20 protein-coding genes are annotated in these 22,604 nt (G+C 61.0%); 7 read left to right on the top strand and 13 right to left on the bottom strand.

Features of this window, described 5'->3' with window-relative positions; all coding sequences use genetic code 11:
• The first annotated feature begins 8 nt into the window (after window positions 1–8).
• Window positions 9–1,325 (top strand): lipase family protein, encoded by a 1,317-nt coding sequence (locus ATK06_RS05660; RefSeq protein ID WP_053072825.1) that lies wholly within the window; start codon window positions 9–11, stop codon window positions 1,323–1,325.
• A gap of 96 nt (window positions 1,326–1,421) precedes the next feature.
• Here ATK06_RS05660 and pstB read toward each other — a convergent pair whose 3' ends face one another.
• The 4 genes from pstB to pstS all read right to left on the bottom strand — a co-directional run bounded on the left by pstB (window position 1,422) and on the right by pstS (window position 5,473).
• Complete coding sequence (gene pstB / locus ATK06_RS05655; RefSeq protein ID WP_048380722.1) at window positions 1,422–2,195, bottom strand: phosphate ABC transporter ATP-binding protein PstB; 774 nt, start codon at window positions 2,193–2,195, stop codon at window positions 1,422–1,424.
• Between the two features lie 31 nt (window positions 2,196–2,226).
• On the bottom strand, window positions 2,227–3,150 hold the full coding sequence (pstA, locus tag ATK06_RS05650) for a phosphate ABC transporter permease PstA (protein WP_048380724.1): 924 nt from the start codon (window positions 3,148–3,150) through the stop codon (window positions 2,227–2,229).
• A 15-nt stretch (window positions 3,151–3,165) separates the two neighbouring features.
• Window positions 3,166–4,221 carry a phosphate ABC transporter permease subunit PstC gene (gene pstC, locus ATK06_RS05645; protein WP_098388989.1) on the bottom strand — a complete coding sequence of 352 codons (1,056 nt, stop codon included), beginning with the start codon at window positions 4,219–4,221 and terminating at the stop codon, window positions 3,166–3,168.
• A gap of 118 nt (window positions 4,222–4,339) precedes the next feature.
• Window positions 4,340–5,473, bottom strand: a complete 1,134-nt coding sequence (gene pstS, locus ATK06_RS05640) for a phosphate ABC transporter substrate-binding protein PstS (protein WP_048380726.1) — start codon at window positions 5,471–5,473, stop codon at window positions 4,340–4,342.
• A 322-nt stretch (window positions 5,474–5,795) separates the two neighbouring features.
• Between pstS and ATK06_RS11440 the strand changes: the two genes are divergently transcribed.
• Complete coding sequence (locus tag ATK06_RS11440; RefSeq protein WP_098388988.1) at window positions 5,796–7,076, top strand: HtaA domain-containing protein; 1,281 nt, start codon at window positions 5,796–5,798, stop codon at window positions 7,074–7,076.
• A gap of 61 nt (window positions 7,077–7,137) precedes the next feature.
• Here ATK06_RS11440 and ATK06_RS05630 read toward each other — a convergent pair whose 3' ends face one another.
• Both ATK06_RS05630 and mshD read right to left on the bottom strand, forming a co-directional pair.
• Complete coding sequence (locus ATK06_RS05630; protein ID WP_048380734.1) at window positions 7,138–8,691, bottom strand: InlB B-repeat-containing protein; 1,554 nt, start codon at window positions 8,689–8,691, stop codon at window positions 7,138–7,140.
• A gap of 108 nt (window positions 8,692–8,799) precedes the next feature.
• Window positions 8,800–9,741, bottom strand: coding sequence for a mycothiol synthase (gene mshD / locus ATK06_RS05625; protein WP_098388987.1), 942 nt, complete (start codon window positions 9,739–9,741; stop codon window positions 8,800–8,802).
• A gap of 53 nt (window positions 9,742–9,794) precedes the next feature.
• Between mshD and ATK06_RS05620 the strand changes: the two genes are divergently transcribed.
• Window positions 9,795–10,604 carry an LmeA family phospholipid-binding protein gene (locus tag ATK06_RS05620; protein ID WP_231913542.1) on the top strand — a complete coding sequence of 270 codons (810 nt, stop codon included), beginning with the start codon at window positions 9,795–9,797 and terminating at the stop codon, window positions 10,602–10,604.
• A gap of 35 nt (window positions 10,605–10,639) precedes the next feature.
• Here the strand turns inward: ATK06_RS05620 and ATK06_RS05615 are convergent, their stop codons facing one another.
• Window positions 10,640–11,731, bottom strand: a complete 1,092-nt coding sequence (locus ATK06_RS05615) for a diacylglycerol/lipid kinase family protein (protein WP_048380736.1) — start codon at window positions 11,729–11,731, stop codon at window positions 10,640–10,642.
• Between the two features lie 35 nt (window positions 11,732–11,766).
• On the opposite strand from ATK06_RS05615, the gene ATK06_RS05610 reads away from it, so the two are divergent.
• Complete coding sequence (locus ATK06_RS05610) at window positions 11,767–12,477, top strand: heme-binding beta-barrel domain-containing protein (RefSeq protein ID WP_048380738.1); 711 nt, start codon at window positions 11,767–11,769, stop codon at window positions 12,475–12,477.
• Between the two features lie 59 nt (window positions 12,478–12,536).
• Here ATK06_RS05610 and ATK06_RS05605 read toward each other — a convergent pair whose 3' ends face one another.
• Window positions 12,537–13,460 carry an aminodeoxychorismate lyase gene (locus ATK06_RS05605; protein WP_048380741.1) on the bottom strand — a complete coding sequence of 308 codons (924 nt, stop codon included), beginning with the start codon at window positions 13,458–13,460 and terminating at the stop codon, window positions 12,537–12,539.
• 52 nt (window positions 13,461–13,512) lie between these two features.
• Here ATK06_RS05605 and ygfZ point away from each other — a divergent pair, with 52 nt between their 5' ends.
• Window positions 13,513–14,622: a CAF17-like 4Fe-4S cluster assembly/insertion protein YgfZ gene (ygfZ, locus tag ATK06_RS05600; RefSeq protein WP_098389404.1), complete on the top strand. Its 1,110-nt coding sequence runs from the start codon at window positions 13,513–13,515 to the stop codon at window positions 14,620–14,622.
• A 205-nt stretch (window positions 14,623–14,827) separates the two neighbouring features.
• Window positions 14,828–15,061, top strand: a complete 234-nt coding sequence (locus ATK06_RS05595) for a DUF3073 domain-containing protein (RefSeq protein ID WP_048381061.1) — start codon at window positions 14,828–14,830, stop codon at window positions 15,059–15,061.
• A gap of 59 nt (window positions 15,062–15,120) precedes the next feature.
• Here the strand turns inward: ATK06_RS05595 and purM are convergent, their stop codons facing one another.
• From purM to ATK06_RS05580, 3 genes are read right to left on the bottom strand one after another with little or no spacing between them, the layout of a single operon-like run.
• Window positions 15,121–16,182, bottom strand: a complete 1,062-nt coding sequence (purM, locus tag ATK06_RS05590; RefSeq protein WP_048380743.1) for a phosphoribosylformylglycinamidine cyclo-ligase — start codon at window positions 16,180–16,182, stop codon at window positions 15,121–15,123.
• Window positions 16,183–16,224: 42 nt separating this feature from the next.
• Window positions 16,225–17,670, bottom strand: a complete 1,446-nt coding sequence (gene purF, locus ATK06_RS05585) for an amidophosphoribosyltransferase (RefSeq protein WP_231913544.1) — start codon at window positions 17,668–17,670, stop codon at window positions 16,225–16,227.
• Window positions 17,671–17,727: 57 nt separating this feature from the next.
• Window positions 17,728–18,114 (bottom strand): sterol carrier family protein, encoded by a 387-nt coding sequence (locus tag ATK06_RS05580; protein ID WP_048380745.1) that lies wholly within the window; start codon window positions 18,112–18,114, stop codon window positions 17,728–17,730.
• Between the two features lie 72 nt (window positions 18,115–18,186).
• Here ATK06_RS05580 and ATK06_RS05575 point away from each other — a divergent pair, with 72 nt between their 5' ends.
• Window positions 18,187–19,137, top strand: coding sequence for an acyl-CoA thioesterase (locus ATK06_RS05575; protein ID WP_172607466.1), 951 nt, complete (start codon window positions 18,187–18,189; stop codon window positions 19,135–19,137).
• Window positions 19,138–19,186: 49 nt separating this feature from the next.
• On the opposite strand, the gene ATK06_RS05570 is transcribed toward ATK06_RS05575, so the two are convergent.
• Together ATK06_RS05570 and ATK06_RS05560 are read right to left on the bottom strand one after the other, a co-directional pair.
• Entirely contained in the window at window positions 19,187–20,443 is a 1,257-nt protein-coding gene (locus ATK06_RS05570; protein ID WP_098388984.1) for an ATP-binding protein, read from the bottom strand.
• Between the two features lie 428 nt (window positions 20,444–20,871).
• Window positions 20,872–22,563, bottom strand: coding sequence for an alkaline phosphatase D family protein (locus ATK06_RS05560; RefSeq protein WP_098388982.1), 1,692 nt, complete (start codon window positions 22,561–22,563; stop codon window positions 20,872–20,874).
• Window positions 22,564–22,604 lie beyond the last annotated feature (41 nt).

Genomic DNA, 22,604 nt, shown 5'->3' with positions numbered 1-22,604 from the left:
TTCTGCTCGTGTCTGACAATCCTTTTCGTCTACGAAGCAGTATCGCTACCGCAACCATCGCCGCCTGCGCACTGGTTGCGGCTACCCCAGCTCACGCTATCCCCACGGATCCCGCGGCTTTAAGTTCGCAGTACCTGCCGGCAAATCCCCCGGACGATTTCTACACTGCGCCCGCCGAACTTGGGGCTCCGGGAAGCGTGCTCAAATCGCGCGGTGAGCGGCTCGTTGGCGATGGCACCCCGTTGGCGCTGGGCAGTCGTAGCACAATCATGTATACGTCCACCACCATGCACGGCCAGCCCGTGGCCGTCACCGGCACAATCATCGAACCACACGCGCGCTGGCAAGGCCCTGGCGCGCAACCGACCGTGGTGTTTGCTCCAGGGACCCGGGGCCAAGGAGATGTGTGCGCGCCGTCGAGAAGCACTGATTTTATCGGCCAAGTCCAAGCCTCTAGCGGCAGTGTGAACATCAACTACGAAGCTCCCGCGCAGCTCGAGGCACTGCGCAGCGGGATTCGGGTGGTGGTCACGGACTACATCGGGCTGGGGACCGCCGGACATCACACCTACGTGAACCATACAGAGGAAGGGCGCGCGGTTCTCGATGCTGCGCGCGCCGCCCTGAAGTTTGCGGGAGCGCCGGCGGATGCACCGGTGGGCCTGTACGGATATTCACAGGGCGGTGGAGCGGCGGCGTCTGCGGCTGAGCAGGCCGGGAACTATGCACCGGAACTGAATATCAAGGGCACGTACGCGGGTGCTCCGCCAGCGGACTTGCTCACCGTGATGGAGGCGGTGGATCGTTCGGCGATTGTCGGCGTGCTGGGCATGGCGCTCAACGGGTACATGGAGCGTTCCCCCGAGGTTCGCGCAGCCGTGTATCCCCAGCTCAACGACCGCGGCCGGGCCTTCCTGGCGGGCGTGTCCGAGGCGTGTATCCCGGATGCTGCCGTGAAATGGGGGTTCTGGGATACGCGGTGGCTGACTACGTCGGGTAAGTCTTTCGCCGAGGTGGTCCGTGATGTCCCCGCGGCGCACCGCATGTTGGAAGACCAGAAATTGGGTAAGGCCGCGCCGAACGCGCCGATTATGATCCACAATGCCACCCACGACGACCTCATCCCCTACCACCAGGCCCGGCAGCTAGCGCGCGATTATGCAGCCCGCGGGGCCACGGTCTACTTCACGTCCAACGAGGTTCCCACCCTCGCAGAGCGCACCGGCTTGAACCACGTGGAGGCCTTCTTTAGTGGTCACGTGCCGTCGATGGATTACCTCATCGCCCGCTTCTACGACCAGCCCGCGCCGCAGGGCGGGTATTAAAGAGTTGCTTATCGACGCCCCTCCGGCCGGCTTCACGGAAATGGGCAGCCCCTCGCACCTTCGGTGGTGCGAGGGGCTTTTCTGCCGCGGCTGCGGCTATCCGAAGCGGCCTGCGATGTAGTCTTCGGTTTCCTTCTTGTCCGGGTTCTCGAAGATCTTGCGCGTCGGGCCTACCTCCACGAGCTGGCCAGGCTTGCCGGTCGCTTCGAGGGAGTAGAACGCCGTCTGGTCAGAGACACGCGCTGCCTGCTGCATGTTGTGGGTCACGATGACGATCGTGAACTTTTCCTTCAGTTCGTGGATGAGGTCCTCCACGGCCAGGGTGGAAATCGGGTCCAGTGCGGAACAGGGCTCATCCATGAGGAGGACCTCCGGTTCGACCGCGATGGCGCGCGCAATGCACAGGCGCTGCTGCTGGCCACCAGACAGGCCGCCGCCTGGTTTATCTAGGCGGTCTTTTACTTCCTCCCAGAGGTTTGCACCACGCAGGGACTTTTCGGCGACTTCCTTGAGCTTCTTCTTGTTCTTCTCACCCGAGAGCTTCAGGCCGGCAACAACGTTGTCTTCGATGGACATGGTTGGGAAGGGGTTTGCCTTCTGGAAGACCATGCCGATGGTGTTGCGTACGGCTACTGGGTCAACCTTCGGGCCGTAGATATCTTGGCCGTCGAGGAGAATCTCGCCTTCGACGCGGGCGCCCGGGGTGACCTCGTGCATGCGGTTCAGGCTGCGTAGCACGGTGGACTTGCCGCAGCCGGAGGGGCCGATGAACGCGGTGACCGACTGCGCCGGGACCTGCAGGTTGACGTCCTGGACGGCGTGGAAATCTCCGTAGAAGATGTTGACGTTTTTCAGTTCGAGCTTGCTCATTGTGAACTCCTAGTAAAAATTGTGGCGACCGTTAGCTCTTGACCGAGAACTTGGCGGAAATCCACCGTGCAGCAATATTGAGGACAGCGATGATGAGAACCAGCGTCAAGGCGGCGCCCCACATCTTGTCCAGGACGGCGTCGGCGGTGCCTGCCTTGTACATGTCCAGCATCATCAGTGGCAGCGAAGACTGTGGGCCATTGAACACGTCCCAGTTGATCGCCTGGGTCGAACCGACGAGGATGAGCACCGGCGCGGATTCGCCCATGACGCGGGCGATAGCCAACATGACACCGGTGACGATGCCGGACAGGGCCGTCGGCAGTACGATGCGCGCAATGGTCTTCCACTTGGGAACGCCCAGCGCGTAGGACGCCTCGCGGAGGTCCTGCGGCACGACGCGCAACATCTCCTCCGTGTTGCGGATAATCACAGGCACCATGAGGATCACCAGGGACAGGGACACGGCCATGCCGGAGCGGTCGAAGCCGAAGAGGACAATCCACACGGAGTAGATGAACAGGGCCGCAACAATCGATGGCACACCGGTGAGGATATCCACCATGAAGGTGGTGACCTTACCCAAACGCCCTTGACCTGCGTATTCCACCAGGTAGATCGCGGTGAATACGCCGATCGGGATAGAGATAAGCGAACAGATCAGGGTCTGCATGAGCGTGCCGACGATCGCGTGCAGCGCACCACCACCGGGCAGGGAGTACATGACGCCCAGCTGAGACTGCGTCCACCAGCTTGCGTTAGTAATCGGGCCGATACCGCGGGAGATAACCACCCACAGGACCCACACCAGCGGAACCATCGCCAACACCATGCAGGCATAAATGACGAAGGTTGCAATGCTGTTCTTCGTCTTGCGGGACTGCGAAATGTCGGTGAACGTTGCGCCCTGGGTTACGGGCTGGGGTGTGGGCGAGGAAACTACGTTGTTAGTCATTTTTGTCGTGCCACCTTATTTCTTGTTCACCAGGGAACGCGCGATTGCGTTCACGATGAAGGTCAGGAGGAACAGGACCAGGCCTGCTGCGATGTATGAGCCGGCAGAGATGTTGTTGTTAAACTCTGGGGCCGCATTGGCGATGGCCGTTGCGAAGGTGGTGCCGCCGTCGAAAAGCGATCCACGGAACTGGGCTGCTGGGGAAACCACCATGTACAAAGCCATCGTCTCACCGAGCGCGCGGCCCAGGCCGAGCATCGCGCCGGAGACGTAACCGGACATACCGAATGGCAGTACGGTCAGGCGGACCACTTCCCAGCGGGTCGCGCCCAACGCGAGCGCGGCTTCGATGTGGCCCTTCGGAGTCTGGACGAAGACTTCACGTGCGGTCGCGGCGATGACCGGAAGGATCATCACTGCCAGCACGATGCCACCGGTAAACATGTTGCGGCCCGTCGCAAACGACGGCGAGTTCTGGTAGTGGGTAAACAGGAAGAAGCCGCCCGCCCAGCTTTCCAGCCAGGTGTAAAAGTCGGTGAGCGCTGGGCCGAGTACCTGCCAGCCCCACAGGCCGTACACGATCGACGGCACCGCGGCAAGCATGTCCACCAGGTAGCCCAGTGGCTTCACTGCCTTCTTTGGCGCGTAGTTGGACAAGAAGATGGCAATACCCAGGGCCACTGGCATAGCCAGGAGCAGGGCAAGGATCGACATCATCATGGTCGCCGCGAACAGGTTCGGGATGCCGAACTGCATGGCGTCCAAGTTTTGCGTTTCCCAGGGCCCGGTGTAGGTCAGGAAGCCGAGGATTCCGCCCTCGTTACGGGACAGTGCCGGAATTGCACGCCAAATCAGGAAGGCGCCAATTGCAGCAATGAACACTGTCATCAGTGTTGCAGATGCCGTGGATAGAAATTCGAAGATGCGGTCACCTGGACGCTTCACTGTAGAGCCCTGCCCGCCCGCGTTACTCGTGGTAGTCGTGGGGGTTTGGGTAGCACTCACCGTGGAGCCAGAGGCCTGCGCGTTCGCGGTGTCGCGTTCTTGCGCAAGTTCATGCTGGGATGCCATGGATTGCTTTCCTTGCCTCGCAGAAATAGTACGTAGCTTTGCCCCCGGGTGGTACATCGCCGCTTTGCGACGATCCTTCCGGGGGCAATCCGCCAACTCTCAAGGAGTTCGCGGGTTCTTACTTAATGGCCTCGACGGCTGCCTTCAGGCGGTCAGCGTGGGTGCCGGTGACCGGGATGTAACCCAGCTGCGCCAGGTTGTCATCCTGGGAGTTCAGTGCAACGGTCAGGAAGTCCTTGACCAGGTTGGCGGTGTTCTCTCCATCGCTGGTTCCGGAGTAGTCGGAGCAGACGATCTCGTAGGTGGTCAGGACCAGTGGGTATGCGCCATCGGTGGTCATGGAGAACAGGGCGTCGGAATCGACGACCATGTTGTGGCCCTCTTCCTTGAAGGTGAGGTTGTCCAGTGCGACGCCAACGGACTCTGGGTTGAGTTCGACTGGGCCCGAGCCGAAGTCCAGGTTTGCAATGCCCAGGCCGGACTGCTGTGCGAAGCCGGACTCCACATAGGTGATTGCGCCGTCAATGTTGGAGGTTTCGGTTGCGACACCGTTGGAGCCGTTTGCGCCTGCACCAACGTTTTGTGGGAACTGCTGGCCAGTGGTCTCCCACAGCTCTGGGTGGGAAGCGTTGAGGAACTTCTGGAAGTTGTCGGAGGTACCGGACTCGTCAGAGCGGTAGACGACGGAGATGTCAGTATCTGGCAGGTCGACGCCTTCGTTAGCTGCAGCTATCTCTGGGTCGTTCCACTTGGTGATCTCACCCTTGAAGATCTTTGCAACGGTGTCGGTACCCAGGTTCAGGCCCTCGACGCCCTCAAGGTTGTAGGCGATGGCAACTGGGCCGATGACGAATGGCAGGTGCCATGCTTCGGAGCCGCCACAACGGTCTGCTGCTGGCTGTACCTGGTCTTCCTTCAGCGGAGAGTCGGAACCAGCGAACATGACCTGGCCGCCGATGAAGTTCTGGCGGCCAGAGCCGGAACCGGAAGCGTTGTAGGCCAGGTTCGCGCCGTCGACGGCTGCAGTGTACTGAGTGCCGAAGTAGTCCATGGCGTTCTGCTGGGACGATGCGCCCTCAGCGACAAGCTGGCCGGTTGCACCAGACAGGCCCTCGACAGCTGCGGTGTCGTTGGAGCCGGACGCACCTGTGGAGCCATTGCTAGAACCCTCTTCCTGGCAAGCAACCAGGCCGACGGATGCGATGGCGATTGCGCCGACCAGGCTTGCGGAGCGCTTAACGTTGAAAGTCACTATGAACCCTTCCTGAAGGTTTAACCCTTAAAAACATGTCCAGAGTCCACGGCCGTTTGATGCACACAACGGGAAAGTGTGCTCGCGTGAGACTCACAAGATGTGAAGCTATAGGCACAAAGGGAACCCGCAACCAATGAATGGTGAATTTAAAGTGAACTTGAGCGGATATTTAGGTCAATCATTGTGGGATTGCGCCCATGATTTCCGGTGACCCATCTTGAGTCCCGTCAAGCCCCCGAAGTGGTTATTAGGGTAGCCTGACCTTTGTTATATAATTGCCCGGATATTTTCCGCACTTTGGATGTAAAGGATAGAAAGCATGTCCACACTGCACGGAAACCGCAGGAAGGCACGTCTTCTTGCAGGAATTCTGGCCACCTCTTTGACCCTGCAGGTACTCCCCGCCCACACGGCTCTTGCCGCCGAAAGCGCTAACACCGCTGTAACCTCTGCTGCACAGGCAGCGCCCGCTGGTGCGAAGCAGGTCAACCCGGCAGAACCCGCACCGTTGGAATGGGGCTTCAGCAAGCGCGCGCAACTGGCGTGGGAAGCTACCGCACAGGGCGAAGGTGCCTCGATCGTTCCAGAAGACGAGTACGAGCCGAGCCTGGGCACCATCAAACTGACCAAAGCCGCAGGTTGGTTCGACCCTGCCACGAAGAGCGCACACGTGGCCTGGACTGGGTCAATCACCTACACCATCAACGAAGCGCAGACGATTAAGCTCTCGAACTTCACGCTCGACGTAGCCGCCGATGGCTCCGGATCTCTTTCCGCAGAAGCCTCTTCGACCGACCCATACTCGCCGTCTGACAATTCTGGCGATCCCCGCCGGGTGCCCGTCGCCACCTTCAAGAACGCAACCGTCACGGCCGACGGCAATTCAGCGACCATTTCCATCACCCCCGAATTCGAAGGCCGGGCTTACCAGGGCCGCGAAGATTCGTGGCCAGCGGAGTTCATTGATGTTGTGGTGAAGTCTGTCCGATCCTGGTTCTACACAGCTGAAACCCCGTGGGAATCCCAGAAGAAGCCGGACCCTATCACCGTGACGCTGGCCCTACAGGAAGCCCCCGCACCGGCACCCGCTCCTGCACCGGAGCCAGCCCCCTCGGCAGGTCTGCAGGTCAAAGACTTTACTATCGACGCCACCACCGGCCACCTCATCGTCGAATTCACGGACGGCACCACCAAGGACTTGGGCAAGGTCACGGGTGAAAACGGCCAACCCGGCGCGCAGGGGCCGCAGGGCCCACAAGGTACGCCTGGCGAGCCAGGCGCCGCAGGAGCACCGGGAACCCCAGGCCAGGCGGGCCCTGCTGGCCCAGTGGGGCCAGCAGGCAAAAATGGACAGGACGGAAAGGATGGCCAAGCTGGTCGTGGTATCAGCGAGGTGAAGGCAACCGAAAACGGCGAACTTCGTATCACGTTTACTGACGGAACCTCGACTGTTGTGAAGGTACCGGGGGCGCAACCCGCACCTAACGACCTTCAGCCGGGCACAATCGCAGCCATCGTGCTCGGCGTGATCGCCACCATCTTGGGTGCGTTCGCCTCGCTTCACACGGTGGCGGCAGCGTTCTTGCACCTGCCGGGCTAAGGCACCCGTACGCTGAAGGCGGGCTAGTTCTGGTAAACTAGCCCGCCTTCTTTTTTTGGGATTAGGGGTGTACGAACTTATTGAGGGCAGCCTTGAAGACCGGGGAGTTCAGACCGATTCCTAGAATCACGGCGGCCAATGTCGATATGACAGACAGTACCGCTACAGCCCAGGTGGGCATGGATTCCTCAGACGCGTGCGGTGCAGAAGGCTCACTAGGTTCTGGAGTCTGTGGGCTCTCCGGCTTCACAATGGTCAGCGTGGCTTCACGCTCGTAGCCGGTGAGGTACGCGCTGACGGTAAGGCCTCCGGGCACGGCATCAGCTGGAACGGTAAATGGCATTGTTGCTCGACCGGTGGCGTCAGCGGTGACGGTGCCGAGCTTTTTAGCTGCAGCCCGACGGCCTAGGGCAAAGGTCACATCCTCGCCGGGGAGAAGATCTTCGGCAACCAGTTCAATGCGCTCGCCGGGGTGTACGGTCGCAGGCAGGCTCAATCGGCCGCGGTCGGCGTAGACGGCCTTCGCGTGGACGGGTGCGTCAGGCATGGGGAACGTCAGTGCCCCGGTGGCCGGGTCGGTCACCGCGTCAGTAACGCCTGGTACGTCCCAGCGTTCCAACTTCTTGCCGGGCGCACTATCCGGGGTGACCGTAACCTGTGTACCCGGCTTGACGTACTCGCCCGCGTCCGTAGTGCCACCGGTGACCTCTAGTTTCCGGCTGACGGGTGCTTGGACGTCACCGACGATGAAGCGTTCCGATTCTACCGCGTGGGAGGAGACAACGCTGCCGTCGATAGTCCTGCTTGCGGTGACAGACGCGACGTAGACGCCGGCGTCGGAGTCTGTGAACGTGTAGGAACGCCGGTCGGATTGGGCGAGGTCAATCGTGCGGGGCCTGGTGCTCACGCAGTTTTCTACGCACTGCATGGCCACTCGCCAGGACGTGCCGGGGACGGTCTCGGGATAGTTCCAGGTCACGTCGACGTCGATAAGCCCTTTGGGAGTTTTCGTGGCATTCCCGGCTACTGCAGTCGCGTCCGGGACACCGCTCGTGGCCGTTTCGGGCACCTTGATTGTGATGCCGCGGTCGAAGTAGCGCTCGGTGAGCGCCAAGCCGTGGGCTGCCATGATGCCCAAGGTGTACGTCTTGCCGGGGCTTAAAGAATCGGCCTTGATGGTGAAGTCGATGTCGAACTTTCCGCCCTGGCGGTTGAGCTGTGCTGGGGTGATCCACTGCGCTTGGAGGGAATCGCCGTCGCCGGTCATCGTGTTGCACATGCCCAGGCGCCACACCGAGGTCGGTGCGAGGACCAGGTAGAAACCGTTCGTGGCGCCTGGTGTTGTGCCTGGGTTGTAGCCTTCGCCCCGGAGCTTGTAGTGCAGGTCTTGGCCGGGGTTAATCTCGGATGGGCCGAGGACCTCGAATTTTACGTCAAGGTCCTGCTTCTTCGGATTCTCTACCGCCGTGCAGCCCGGGGCTTCCGTGGCGGCGATCTGTGGCGTGTTCGCGGTCAGGGTGCTATCAGCAGCGTGCGCCACCGGAAGACCAGCGCCCACGAGCGCTAGGGTTGCGGTGGTGGCAAGTGTCACCCGCCATGCGCCAAGCTTTGTCATACCTAGGTGTTCTCCTTGTAGAGGGGCGGGCATCCTGAAGTCCCGCCGAAACTGATTTAGGTATGGCTAAGCTTATTCTATTGGAGGCTAGGGAGAAAACCCTGGGCCTTATTCCTTATCAGCATCCTTAGCTGCATCGGAAACCTCGTAGACCACGTGATTCTCCGCAACCTCGAAGCCCAAACGCTTATACGCCTTCACGGCAGGCTCGTTGTCATCCTCAACGTACAAAATAATCTTGCGCGCACCACGCTGGTACAGGTGATGCAGGCCGGCGCGGAGCAAAGGGTCGCCCAGCTGCTTGCCCCGGAAATCACTCGCCAAACCAATGACGTAGACCTCGCCGTACCCCGTGCCCTCAGTCACGTCGGTGGTGTGCCACTTCGTCCAGTGGAAGCCCGCTAGGTGGGGTGCGCCGTCGCTATCAAAATGCCACAGGAAGAGCACATCGGTCGCGCGGAACCACGGGGCATGCAGCGCGCGCTCGAGGCGCTCGTGATCCCAACCCCCCTGCTCCGGGTGCCAGTCAAACGCCTCATTATTAGCGCCCAACCATTGGTCCAGGACCCAGGCCACGTCCCAACGCTGCTCCGCCTGGGTTAAATCAGTAAGGAAGTAATTCTCTGGAAGTTCCGCGACCTCGGTGACGTCGGCCAGATCGGGGTCCTTAATCTCCATGACCAGCAGAGTGCGGCCAGCGCTGCGCCCCGTCGCGCGCGCCAACTCTTGAGCCTCCGGAAGGTCACCGTGTGCCCACACTGGAGTATCGCCAAGCTCTTTGAGAAGTGCACTGCCAGCGCCTTCCCGGCGGAACTGGGGGTCCACGACCAACTCTGCAGTTTGCGGCTTCCCCGCATCCACTGCCGCCACACCAATAATGCGGCCAGCCTGCTGGGCTACCAGGTGGGAATGCTTCAGGGTGGCGTCGTCAAGCCCTACCAGGAACTGCTCCGACAGTGGAGCCACTCCATCTTCTTCCTGAGCCCTGCGGGCGATCTCTAGGATCTCTTCAACGTGGTTCGGTTCTAATTGTGTACGCGTTATTTCCATAGGCCCACCCTAGCGACTACGCGGACCGCGTGCGACCGCTAGACTGAGCACTCGTGCAGGAAAGAAACCGTAAACCCCGTCGCGGTCTCATCGTGACCGCCGGCGTCATAGCCGGTGTTGTAGCCGTCGGCGCAATGACGGACACCGCATTTGCCGTCCGCGCGGAACGCAATCTTTCCCATACCGTCGCCGAATACGGCAACCTGGAAGTCAACCCCGCCGTGTACTTCGGCGGAACCCCCTTTACACAGGCCCTGATTACTGGCGAAGTACCGTTCATCTCCGTGGATTCACGCGACGTTGACCTGCCCGAATTCGGCCTGGTCAACGCCCGCACCGAAGCAGTCGAGGTGCAACTTACCCCCGAGCAGGTACTCGCTGGCGCTATCGAGGATGCTCCCGCCACCCTGATTACCCGGCGCGTGAGCTTCGACGGCGTGGCCCTGGGCGCGCAGCTCGGGATGACGGACCTAGACATCGCGCACCCGAAGAACATTTCCCCCTCGGGAGGCACCTCCGCGGAGGCACTGCTGACCGGCACCCCGGAGGGTTTCGCAGAACCCGTCTCCGTTCTGGTTGAGCTGCGTCTGGAAGGTTCCCTGTTCCGCATGACCCCGACCACGCTCATCGACGTCCCTACCGGCAAAGAAGACGCCGCCCGCACAGCTTTCACCTGGAAGATCGATACGCACAAACTTCCGCTGGGAGGCCGGGCCCTGCGCGTTTCGCTGCAAGGCGGTTCCATTTACTTTGAGGCGCAGGCCCGCAACGTTGTCATCAATACGCACAATCTCACGCCGGTGGAAACAACCCGGTCGTCAGAGTTCGATTCCTCCGAATACCGCGAAAACTCAGCGAACTAGGACACGCTGCCGACTGCTGGCCTGGCCGGCCGCACTTAATTAGTCAGTGTGCGGCTTTCCCGCAGCACCAAATCTCGCGTTGCCATCGCAATGGACTGTGGCGCCTGCGCAGAGAGTACCCACCGATCCTGCGGTGCCACCACAGTCAGCGCGTCGGGTTTGTAGCCCAACCGCACTTGGCTCATCGTGCCGATAAATTCGCCGTCTACCTGGAACGACTCGGGTTTATCGCACGTCAGGGTGACGGATGCGAGGTCATCAAGTTCCACCGTGCGCCTGTGAATGAAGCGCTCGAACCAGCGGTTGCGTCCCACACCAATAAGGTGCAACAGCCCGGCCACACCCCCGACGCCACGCAGGCTACTCAGCCCGAAAGCGCTCAGCCCCTTGTCAAAGGAATTACCCGGGTTCGTCACCACCGGCAGCGGCCCGAGGAACGTCCACGGATTCGTGTTCGACACAAACAACAGCGGCAACTCGCCAAGAGTCACTGTCTGCGGCCCACTGTCAGCATAAGTTGCCAGGTGCGCTTCCATGCTTATCGACGATGGCCCGAACTGATTTTTCACCCACGCTTCCAAGGAAACCTTGAGGTAGCGCAGCGGTGTGGCCTTAAAACCACGCTCACGCACCCTGTCGACGCGGCGGATAACCTCGGCATCAATCCCCATGCCAGCGTTGCAGGAAAACCAGTGGTTATCCCATGTCCCCAGGCACAGCGTGCGGCGCACTCCCCCGCGCAAGAGACCAGCAACCTGCTGGGCCGCAATAATCGGGTCGAGCCGGAACCCAAGTGCCCGGGCGAACACGTTGGCCGAACCCGTCGGCAAAATCGCAAGGGCCGGCAGGGTGTCGCGATGCTGCGGCGTCCACGTGTCCACTGGCCCGAGCAGTCCGTTAATGACCTCGTTGACGGTGCCATCACCCCCGGCGACAAGCAGCACGTCATAGTCTTCGGTGGTCAGCCCCCGGACCAGTTCCGCGGCGTGGCCTGCGTGGTGGGTGAATACGCTGCGCAGGCGGATACCTTGTACGCGTTGCAGAATCGGGATCACGCGCCGGGCAAGCGCTGGATCGCTTGCCACGGAACCCGTTGAGTTCGGGTTTGACACCATAAGTACACGCACGCACCACACCTTACCGGGCATGTACCCTAAAAGACATGAGTGAAAACAAAGAATCTGACAATGTAGACAACTTCAGCCCATCGGCTGCCCCCAGCCCGGACACCCCCGGCGATGCTGCTGCCGCGGGCAAGCCTTCCTTGAGCGGCAACGAGGCAGTGAACTTAGCTGCCGAGCAGTCGAAGAGCACCTCCTCGCGGAATATCCCCCAGTTGGAGGACCTTCCTGTTACCGGCGATACCGCGAACCTGCGCCAGGGCCCGAACCTGCACGACGGGCTGCTCGCCCTCCTCCCGCTCGTTGGCGTATGGCGTGGCGAGGGCCAGGCCGATACCGCCGAGGACGGCCAGTACGCCTTCGGCCAGCAGATTACGTTTGCCCACGATGGCGAGAATTACCTCACCTACGAGTCCCGCATCTGGAAGTTAGATGATGAAGGCAAACCTGCCGGTCTGGATCAGCGCGAATCCGGCTTCTGGCGGATTGATCTGAAGGACAATATCGAGTTCATCTGCACCCACTCCACGGGCGTTGTGGAAATTTTCTACGGCAAGCCAATGAACGAGCGCGCATGGGAGCTCGAAGCAGCGTCGACCATGGTCACGGAGACCGGCCCCGCAACGTTGGGTCCGGGCAAGCGCCTTTACGGCCTCATGCCGAATAACCACCTCGGTTGGGTTGATGAGCGCGTCGTTGACGGCACCTCGCACCCACGCATGTCGGCCGAACTCACGCGTGTGGTTGGCTAAAACACCGCAACTTTTCTCGCTTCTCGACGCCCATCCGGATGGGCGTCGAGAAGCATTTTTTATGCCTGCAGCGCCTTCGTGATCAGCTCCTGGATTTCGGCGGCGTTGTCCGGTTCGGGCAAGACGGTGTCGTTGAGGCGGGTGACGCGCGCGCCCATGCGCACTGATGAGACCAACCACACGGACTCGGCGTTGTAGAGGTCGCTTAAGTAGATTGTCTTTTCTTTGACTTTCCACCCAGCTTCCTGAGCGGCTTCAAAGAGCGCAGCCTGCGTGGTTCCCTTCAGGACGTCCGCCCCTGTCGACGGGGTGCGCAGCCGCCCATTCTTCTTCGCGATGACCACGGTCGAGGTCGCTCCCTCCAGCACGCGGGGATTATCGGGGTTGGAATCGGTGAAAATGAAATCATCAAAACCTTGTGATTTGGCGTACCGCAGAGCTGCCATATTGGTGGCGTAGTTGAGGGTCTTTGCGCTGCTCATCGCCCATGGTACGGAAGCATCAGCCTGGGGGTCGATGCCACGGGGCCCCGTCATGACGGCGATCCCCGATTCGCGCTGCTCAAGGACTTCCGGGGCGATGGGGTTGATGGTGATCCACGCGGTGGGCAGCCCCGTGGCAGCGCGCCCGCGACTGTACGTCCACACGCACTTTGCCGGTGGGACGTCGCCTGGGCTCATGCCGGGGAATGTGGCCTGCCATGCTTCGACAGCCTCTGCGCTGGCTTTCTTCCACGACTCGAGCTGGGGCGCCGGCAACCCTAGGCGCTTGGCGGAGCTGGTGAAGCGCGCGAAGTGCCGGTCGAAGTTCGCAACATGGCCGCCGGCCACAAGCAGGGTTTCGAAGATCCCATCGCCGCGGGTAACGGCGGCGTCATCGCCAAAGATGAACGGCAGGTTGGGGTTGTGCTGCCGGGTCGAACCTCCAAACGGTTCAACAATAATGATGACAGGATCTGGGGTGCGCGAACCAAAAGAAGCCATACCCTGGATTATGCCCCTAAAACCGCGTATATATCGAAGCGTGACTGAAAACATGACTTTCCCTACCCCCGAAAACTATTCATCCCCCCTTCTACAACGCCGTGGCGCAGTCACCGCTCTAGCCGAAGCCCCGCAGCTAGCACCCTTAGATTGCCGCGGCGTGGCCTGGCATTATGGCGCCCCCTTAGAAGAGCAACGGGCCCTCGACCGCGGGCCGATCGTCGTGGATCGTTCCCACCGCGCGGTCATGGCAATCACCGGGGAGGACGCGCCCACGTTCCTTAATAATCTGCTCTCCCAAAAGTTAGACACGCTGCGCCCCGGCGACACCGCAGCCGCCCTCGACTTGGATATCCAGGGACATATCCTGCACCAGATGCGCATTTCGCTTATCGACGACACCTTCTACCTCGACACACCAGCAACCCAGGCAGCAACCCTGCTGGATTTCTTACGGAAGATGGTTTTCTGGTCGAAGGTCGACATCGACCCCACGGACTTGGGCACCCTCACGGTACTGGGATCCGCGGAAGAACTGACCGAACTCCCAGCCGGCTTTTCCCGCGCAGTCGAATGGAACGGGCCAGCCCGCCGGGATTACTTTGTCCCCCGCGACGAACTTGGCGCCGCGGTCCGCGCGCTGGAAGCCGCGGGGTGCTCCCTGGCCGGGCTCATGGCCTACACCGCGGAACGCGTCAAAGCTCTGGAACCAGAACTGGGCGCCGACCTTGACGGCAAGTCCATCCCCCATGAGGTCCCACACTTGATTGGCCGCGCGGATCGCGTCGGCGCGGTCCACCTGGAAAAGGGCTGTTACCGCGGCCAAGAGACAGTTGCCCGCGTGGAAAACCTAGGCCGCTCCCCACGCCTGCTGGTTCTCCTCCACCTGGACGGTTCGGCACCGGACGAGACCGTGCCGGGAAGCGACATCACCGCCGCGGGCGCAAAACGTGCTGTGGGGCGTATCGGAACAGTGGTTCACGACGTCGACTACGGCCCCATCGCCCTAGCCCTGATGAAGCGTTCCGCGTTGGACTCCGAAGGTTTGGCGGTGGGCAATGTTGCCGTGGCCGTCGATAAGGATTCGATCGCCGGCGACGAACAGTCGTTGGCCGGGCGTGAAGCGATCGCGAAGCTACGCGGGACCACCCCGCGCCCTTGACCGGAAATGGTGGGGGCGTTCCCACCATCGCCGTTCCCGCCCGCCGATTCACTCCGTCGACCTGCACAAATAGCTTTTTATGGGGGTCGGAGTAACAAAGTTTGGAAAAACAGGCTATGGTGTGTGGCAGGAATATACAAGAACGTACAGCCGATGGGATGTCTGAATGCCCTGGACATCCTCAAACCTCAAGGGGGTCATCGCCATGGGTCGCGGTCGCGCGAAGGCAAAACAGACCAAAGTTGCACGCCGTTTGAAGTACCACACTCCGGAAATGGATTTGGATTCTCTGCAGCGTGAGCTCGCCGGAAAGGCTCCGACCAGCCACTCCGACGACTATGACGAATACGATGACGATCCCTACGCACAGTACGCTCACTACAACGATGCGTACGACGACTGGGACGACGAAGGCGAGGCTAACGCCCGCCAGGCATAGTCTTTAATTACTTAAAAAGTCCACCTACTGTACGCAGTAGGTGGACTTTTTTAACCGTCCTAGTAGCCGGGGTGGAAGCCCTGCATAACAACCTTCGTGCTATCGCCCTCCGGTGCTTCTTCGACTGCGCCGATTTCCACGGCATCGATGTGGCGGGCAGCCAGCATCGCAAGCGCACGGTCACGGTCCTGATGCCCGACGACGGCCACCATGCCAATACCCATGTTGAAGGTCTTTTCCATCTCCTCCTGCGGGACGGATCCCACGGATTCGATGGTGCGGAAGATCTGGTGTGGCGTCCACGCGCCACGATTAACCGTGGCCTGCAGGCCGTTCGGGATCACGCGCGCCAAGTTGCCGGCCAAACCGCCACCGGTGACATGGCAGAAGGTGGAGATGTCGCATTCGGCAGCGAGTGCAAGGCAGTCCTTGGCGTAGATGCGGGTCGGCTCGAGGAGTTCCTCACCGAGGGTGCGTCCCAGTTCCTCCACGTGGCCGTCGAGAGGCAAACCAGCCTTCTCCAAAAGAACATAGCGAGCCAGCGAGTAGCCGTTGGAGTGTAGGCCCGAGGCGCGCATGCCGATGAGGACATCGCCGGGACGGACCTTGTCGGGGCCAAGTAGCTCGTCGGCCTCTACGACGCCGACCGCGGTAGCGGACACGTCATAGTCGCCTGGCTCCATGACACCCGGGTGCTCAGCGGTTTCCCCGCCAAGAAGCGCGGCACCTGCCTGCTTGCAGCCCTCAGCGATGCCGGACACGATCTGGGCGATGTGCTCGGGCACGACCTTACCCACTGCGATGTAGTCCTGGAGGAACAACGGTTCCGCGCCACACACGACGAGGTCGTCGACGCACATTGCGACCAGGTCGATACCGATCGTGTCGTGCTTGTCCATGGCCTGCGCGACGGCCAGCTTCGTACCCACGCCGTCGGAACCTGCGGCCAGCAGGGGTTCCTTGTACTTGCCCAAAGCAAAGAGGCCAGCAAAACCGCCTAGACCGCCACGGACCTCCGGGCGGGTGGCTGCGGCAGCCAGGGGCTTAATCAGGTCAACGGCTTGGTCACCGGCTTCGATATCAACACCGGCTGCAGCGTACGACGCAGTATTTTCGCTCATGGTTGTCTTGTTATTCCTTTACGTTACGGTTTGTACCGGAGACTAATTAGCTTGGAGGCGGGCAACAATCTCTGCGCTTGGACTATTGTCCGGCAGGCCCAGCGGGTAGTGGCCACTGAAGCAGGCCGTGCACAAGGATTCGGCAGGCTGCTCGGTGGATTCCACCATCGCCTCGTGTGAGACAAAGCCCAACGAATCCGCGCCAATGCCCGTACAAATGGCGGCTACTGCTTCTTCCTCAGTGAACGCATCGCCCACGTTCGCGATGAGTTCGCCCGGGGTGGCAAAGTCCACGCCGTAGAAGCACGGCCACTTCACTGGCGGGGAGGCGATGCGCACGTGGACCTCGGCCGCGCCGGCCTCGCGCAGCATACGGATCAGGGCACGCTGCGTGTTGCCACGCACGATGGAATCGTCCACGACCACCAGACGCTTGCCTTCAATCTGGTGGCGCAGCGGGTTCAACTTCAGGCGAATGCCCTGTTGACGCAGGCTCTGCGTCGGTTGGATGAAGGTTCGTCCCACGTACGTATTCTTCACAACGCCATGGCCAAACGGAATCCCGGATTCCTGGGCGTAACCAACAGCCGCCGGGTTTCCGGACTCGGGCACGGGCATGACCATGTCTGCTTCAGCGGGATGCTCGCGAGCCAAGGCACGCCCGATTGCGATGCGGGCAGCCTGCACAGAACGGCCATCGACCACGGAGTCCGGGCGGGCCAGGTAAACATGCTCGAAGACACAGGCGGCACGCTTTGGCTTGCCAAAGATTTCGGAGCGGACACCGGAGGCGTCGATAGTCACAATCTCGCCGGGCTCAATGTCGCGCACGTACGAAGCACCGACCAAGTCGAGCGCGCACGTCTCGGACGCGACAACCCAGCCCCGCTCCAGGCGGCCCAGGGCGAGCGGGCGCACGCCTGCGGTATCGCGGGCGGCGTACAGGGTGTTGCCGTCGGTCATAACCAGGCAAAAAGCCCCGCGGATTTCGGGAAGGACTTCCTTGGCGGCGTCGCCAAGTGTCTTCTCCCCCTCCATCCGGGAGGCTAGAAGATGCGTGAGAACCGTGGTGTCGGAGCCCTCTTCGGGGGCATCCACCAGGCTGCGCATGTGGTTCACGTTGACCAGGTTTCCGTTGTGGCCCACCGCAATATCGGTGCCGTTGACAGCCGTGGTGAAAATGGGCTGAATATTTCCCCAATCACCCGGGCCGGCGGTGGTGTAACGGGTATGGCCGACCGCGATGTCACCGTCGAAGGCGTTGAGGAGGGCCTCGTCAAAAACTTGGGAGACCAGCCCTTCATCCTTATACACAACAATCCGGTCACCGTTGCCCACGCCAATACCAGCGCCTTCTTGTCCACGATGCTGGAGGGCAAAAAGCCCAAAGTACGTTAATTTAGCGACGTCCTCCCCCGGGGCCCAGACCCCAAATACGCCACACTCTTCCCCTGGATCCCGCTCTTCAAGCGAAGCCTTCTCGATCACGTCTCGCAGTGTACTGCGAAAACCTATGTAAGAAAAGACATCACCCCCGCAGCAGACTTACGGCTCCAGCTTCACGACGGGCACCGCACGCGCCACTTCACCCGCCCGCGACCCCGATGCGTCCACCCTGCCGTCGGCCACAGCCGCATCGAAACCGACAATTCCACACGCAATCTGCAACCAGGTGCGCGGACTCATCTCCACCACGTTCGGTGGCGTACCGCGCGTATGCCGTGGCCCTTCGACACACTGCACCGCCACGAAGGGTGGGACCCGCAACTCAACGGTATGGCCCGGCGCCTCTGCTTCGACCGCGCGGGCGGTCCGCCGGACGGCGTCGGCAAGCAATGGGCGTGGTGGCTGCGGATGAGCTTCCGGGTCACGGATCCAATCCGCAATCTCCAGGACGGCAGCACGGGTGAGGACAGGATCGTTTTTAGCCATAGCGCTACGATAGCTGGTGTGACTCAACAAACCCAGGAGCAATTGAAATCACCCGAAGTTACCCTGCGCTTCATGGCGTCCCCGACGGACGTGATTATGCACGGCGCACAAGGCGTGAGCGGCGGGCGCGTACTGCAATGGATTGACAAGGCCGCCTACGCGTGTGCCACCCAATGGTCCGGTAAATACTGCGTGACCGCCTACGTGGGCCATATCCACTTCACCCGTCCTATCCCCTCCGGGCACATCGTCGAGGTGCGCTCGCGGATCGCGATGACCGGCCGGTCCTCCATGCACATCGTCAACGAGGTGCTCTCCGCTGACCCGCGCGAAGGCATCTTCACCCGCGCCTGCGACTGCCTGGTTATCTTCGTGGCCAAGGACACCGCCACAGGGCGCAGCACCCCAGTGCCCACTTTCACCCCGGAAACCCCCGAGGAACACCGCGTGTGGAAGGCCGCCGAAGGCCGCATCCAGCTACGCAAAGCCATCGAAGAAGAGATGGAAAAGCAGTCTTACGACGGCGAAACCTACGCACCGCGCATTATTACCCGCTTCCTGGCAAAACCGACCGACGCCAACTGGGGCGGCAAGGTCCACGGCGGTAACGCAATGGAATGGATCGACGAAGCCGGGCTGGCCTGCTCCATGGAGTGGGCCGGCGAACGCACCGTCGCCGTCTACGCCGGTGGCATCCGCTTCTACCAGCCGATCTCCATCGGTGACCTCATTGAAGTAGATGCCCGCATGATGCGTACCGACGCCCGCTCCATGCAGATGTCCATCCACGTCCGCGCCGGCGACGCTCACCGCGGACGGGCCGAACTAGAGACCGCCATCCACGCGACCGTCTCCTACATCGCGCTGGATCTAGACGGACACACGCTGCCTGCCCGCGAATTCGTCCCCGTCACCGAGGACGACATCAAGCTAGCCGAGCACGCCCAGGTACTGCGTAACCTGCGCGCAGAGTACAGCCCGGTCCCGCTGGTGCCACCAGCGCGTCCGAATCACATCGACTAGGTGGCAGCACTGTGGGCTTGGGCGATAAACCGCCCAGGCCCGCAGGCATTTAGGGGGCTAACGACGCCAACGGGACCACCCACACACCATCGGGGCGCTGGAATGCGGGGCCAGTGGGCACAACAACAATGAGCGCCGCCGCGGGTGGGACAATTTTCGCGGCGATGGACAGTAAATTCGCGGCAGCGGAGTCGACGGCTGTGTGGGACAGCTTCACTTCAACCCCGACCCAGCGCCCGTCGCGCAGCTCGACAATGGTGTCGATTTCCTCGCGGCCTTTCATATCACGTAAATGGTAGACGCCCCGAGCACGCAAATGCTGCGCGTAAATACGCAGATCGTGGACAACCAAAGACTCAAAGAATATTCCGAGCGTTTCCAGATCTTGAAGTAAATAATCCGGGCCGATGCCTAAAAGCGCCGCTGCCAGTGCTGGGTCCGCCAGGTGACGTTTTGGCAACTGCACGAGTGTGGTCTTCGATCGTACTTCCGGAGACCATGCAGGCTGATCCTCGACGAGGAATAGCCGGACCGCAAAATCGTGCAGAGCATTGACAGTTTCTGCCGCGGGGACCCCTAATGCTCCGCTGAGTTCTCCTATCCGTCGCCGGATAGCTGCAGCCGTGGCAGGCTGAGCAATAAGCCCTGCATATGCGGTCAGGAAATTGTGGAACCGTCGCGGATCCCGGCGGGGGCCGCCGATATCTGGATAGTCGTGCTCACTCATTTCTAAGAGGTACGATTCCAACGCTTCCTGCGCATCGATCGGATCAAACTTATAAAACTCTGGAAATCCACCTGCCACAATCAAATTGGCGTAATCCGGGACTGAAAGCTGAGTGCCAGCAGTAGCGCGCTGGGCACTATTGACTATTCCGGCTAACGAAACCTGGTCCGCATCAACGCCTCTTTCTGCCAGACTTAATGTTCGCATTACAACGCTACGAATCCGACCAGCCCCAGAATGACGATGAGCTACCTCATCAGGGGTAGCAGACCCCGTCAGGATGAATTGGCCCTTTTCACCCGCGTCGTCGACGGCGTGGCGAACCTCATTCCAGATTGAAAGCACAACCTGCCATTCATCAATGAGACGAGGCTTTTCCCCAATTAGCCCAAGAGATGGTTGCATACGCGCTGCTGCAGTTTCCGGGTTATCGCGATCAAGCTGGATCAGCGACCGGGCGAACTGCTTAGCCGTCCTCGTCTTCCCGCAAGCCCTGGGACCTTTCAAAATAAGTGCCCCAGAGGTGGACAGCCCTCGCTCAACCTCAGCATCGACCAAGCGTGAAATGTACTCTCCCATATGGTTCAGGCTAGTGAATGATGGACAAATTTGCTAGTGACTCTTGGATTTATCCACAACTGACTCTTGGATTTATCCACTAGTGACTCTGCAATTTATCCATAATCGAGGGGCCGGTCGAGCTGTCCCCTACCCCTGCCCCGCAACCGAAACCAGAGGAGGGCACCTTCAACGTGGGGCTTGCGCTCGGTATCGGCGTCCCGCTTATCGTCGCTCTGCCTCTGCTGATCGGTTTGCTCGCGAAAGTGCACGCAGCACCTGTGCGGGAGGTAAACCTGCAGGTCAGCAGTATCCATGCGCGCCATTCAGAAAGCGATTTCCGACGCACAGAACATGCTAAACGTTAAGTTCCGCTAGGTACTCGTCCACACCATAAAAGCGAGGGCCTTGGTCTCATAGACCAAGGCCCTCGGGCGTTTTCTTAGCCCCTAGGCCACGAAACCTTTACCTACTTCCCACCGTTTCTCCAGCGCCAACCCCACGGTGGCGTCCGGGTCTTCGACGTCCGAGACTCTGTAGAACTGCATGTCCACAGCAGTCGGAGTGATGACGGCTACGCCGTAGCCGTGGGCGTCGAAGTCAATGTGCTTGACCCACGGGTTGTTCGTGCGGATGATGTCCTCGACGGTTAGTGAAGTGGAGTTATCTTCCGGGCGATACGTTCCAAAAGCGGTGGTCATAATCTCATCCACGTTCGGCGCGGAAATAGAGGTACACACGAGTTCGCAGCCGATCTCCCCAAACGTGGAGGACACGGAGTTCGCCCATTCGGAGTGAATGTCGCCGGTGAGGAACAGTACTTGGGAGCCCAGTTCGTCGAGAACAGTGAGCAGGCGGTCGCGCTCCACGGCGTAACCGTCCCACTGGTCCGAATTCACAGCAATACCAGTCGAGCGCTCCTTGATGAACCCGATGGCGGTATTGATGTCGTCGCGTCCCGGCTGGGTGAACAACTTCATCGGGGAGATCATCACGGAATTGCCCAGCACGTCCCACGTCGTCTCAGAGGTGCGTAATTGGTCCACTAGCCAGGCGTACTGTTCCGAACCCAGCATCGTGCGCGATGCCTCCTGGAAGCGGTCGCTGCTGGTCTCTTGATCGCGGTAACTGCGCAGGTCCATGATGGTCAGTTGGGCTAACTTTCCGAATTGGAGGTTGCGGTAGATGCGGCGTTCGTCGGAAAGCGATTGGGAGCGCACCGGCAACCATTCGAAATAGGCCTGCATGGCGGCGTCGCGGCGGGAATTCCAGTCGCCTTCGACCCGGCCTTCGGTGTGGTTTTCAGCGCCGCCGCGCCAGGAATTGTTGGCTGTCTCGTGGTCATCCCACACCACGATCCAAGGGCACGCGGCGTGGGCTGCCTGCAGGTTGAGGTCGGTGCGGTAGCGGCCGTAGCGCACGCGGTAATCCTCGAGCGTGGTGATTTCCCATTCCGGGTGGTGCATGCGCGCGACCCCACTCTTGCCGGCGTATTCGCCGGTTGCGTACTCGTAGATGTAGTCGCCGAGGAAGACCACGTGGTCGATTTCCCCGGCGCGGGCGCGCTGCGCCATGTCGCGGTAGGCGGCGAAGTAACCGGATTCCCAGTTGGCGCACGAGGCGACGGCGAACCGTAATTCCTGGTTGTCTTCGTCGGGTGCGGGTGCGGTCAGGGTGCGTCCCACCGGGGAGATTGCACCCGAATGCTCGCCGGAGCGCACGATAAACCGGTAGTAGTAGACGGTGTTCGGGCGCAGCTGCTCGGGGTCAACGTGGACGGTGTGATCGGTGCTTGCCGACGCCCGCACCCGCCCCGTTCGCGGCGCTGCGAAGGATTCGTCCTCTGAGATTTGCCACTCCACCTCCACGGATTCGCCCAGACCAGAACCAGGCAGGGCGTCGCGGTCCGGGGTGATGCGAGTCCACAGGATGACCGAATCCGGCAGCGGGTCACCCGAAGCCACGCCGTGGAGGAACGGCAGACCCCAGTTGTCCGCGGTGGTTGGGTGCGCTGGGGTGGATTCGTGGCGGGTGCCGTCGATAGCCGTGGCTACCCCTACCCCCAGGCCGACGGTTGCCGCACCTGCTGCAGCTGCCTGGAGTGCGGTGCGGCGTGTTACTGGATTCTTCGAAGTGCTCATGATACTTAAACTTGGACCGCCCCGAAAGAGTCCGCAACGCG

It is taken from the genome of Corynebacterium renale (assembly GCF_002563965.1).
GTDB classification, from domain to species: domain Bacteria; phylum Actinomycetota; class Actinomycetes; order Mycobacteriales; family Mycobacteriaceae; genus Corynebacterium; species Corynebacterium renale.
Note: the sequence above shows the minus strand (reverse complement) of the source record. Positions and strands in the feature narration are given on the sequence as shown.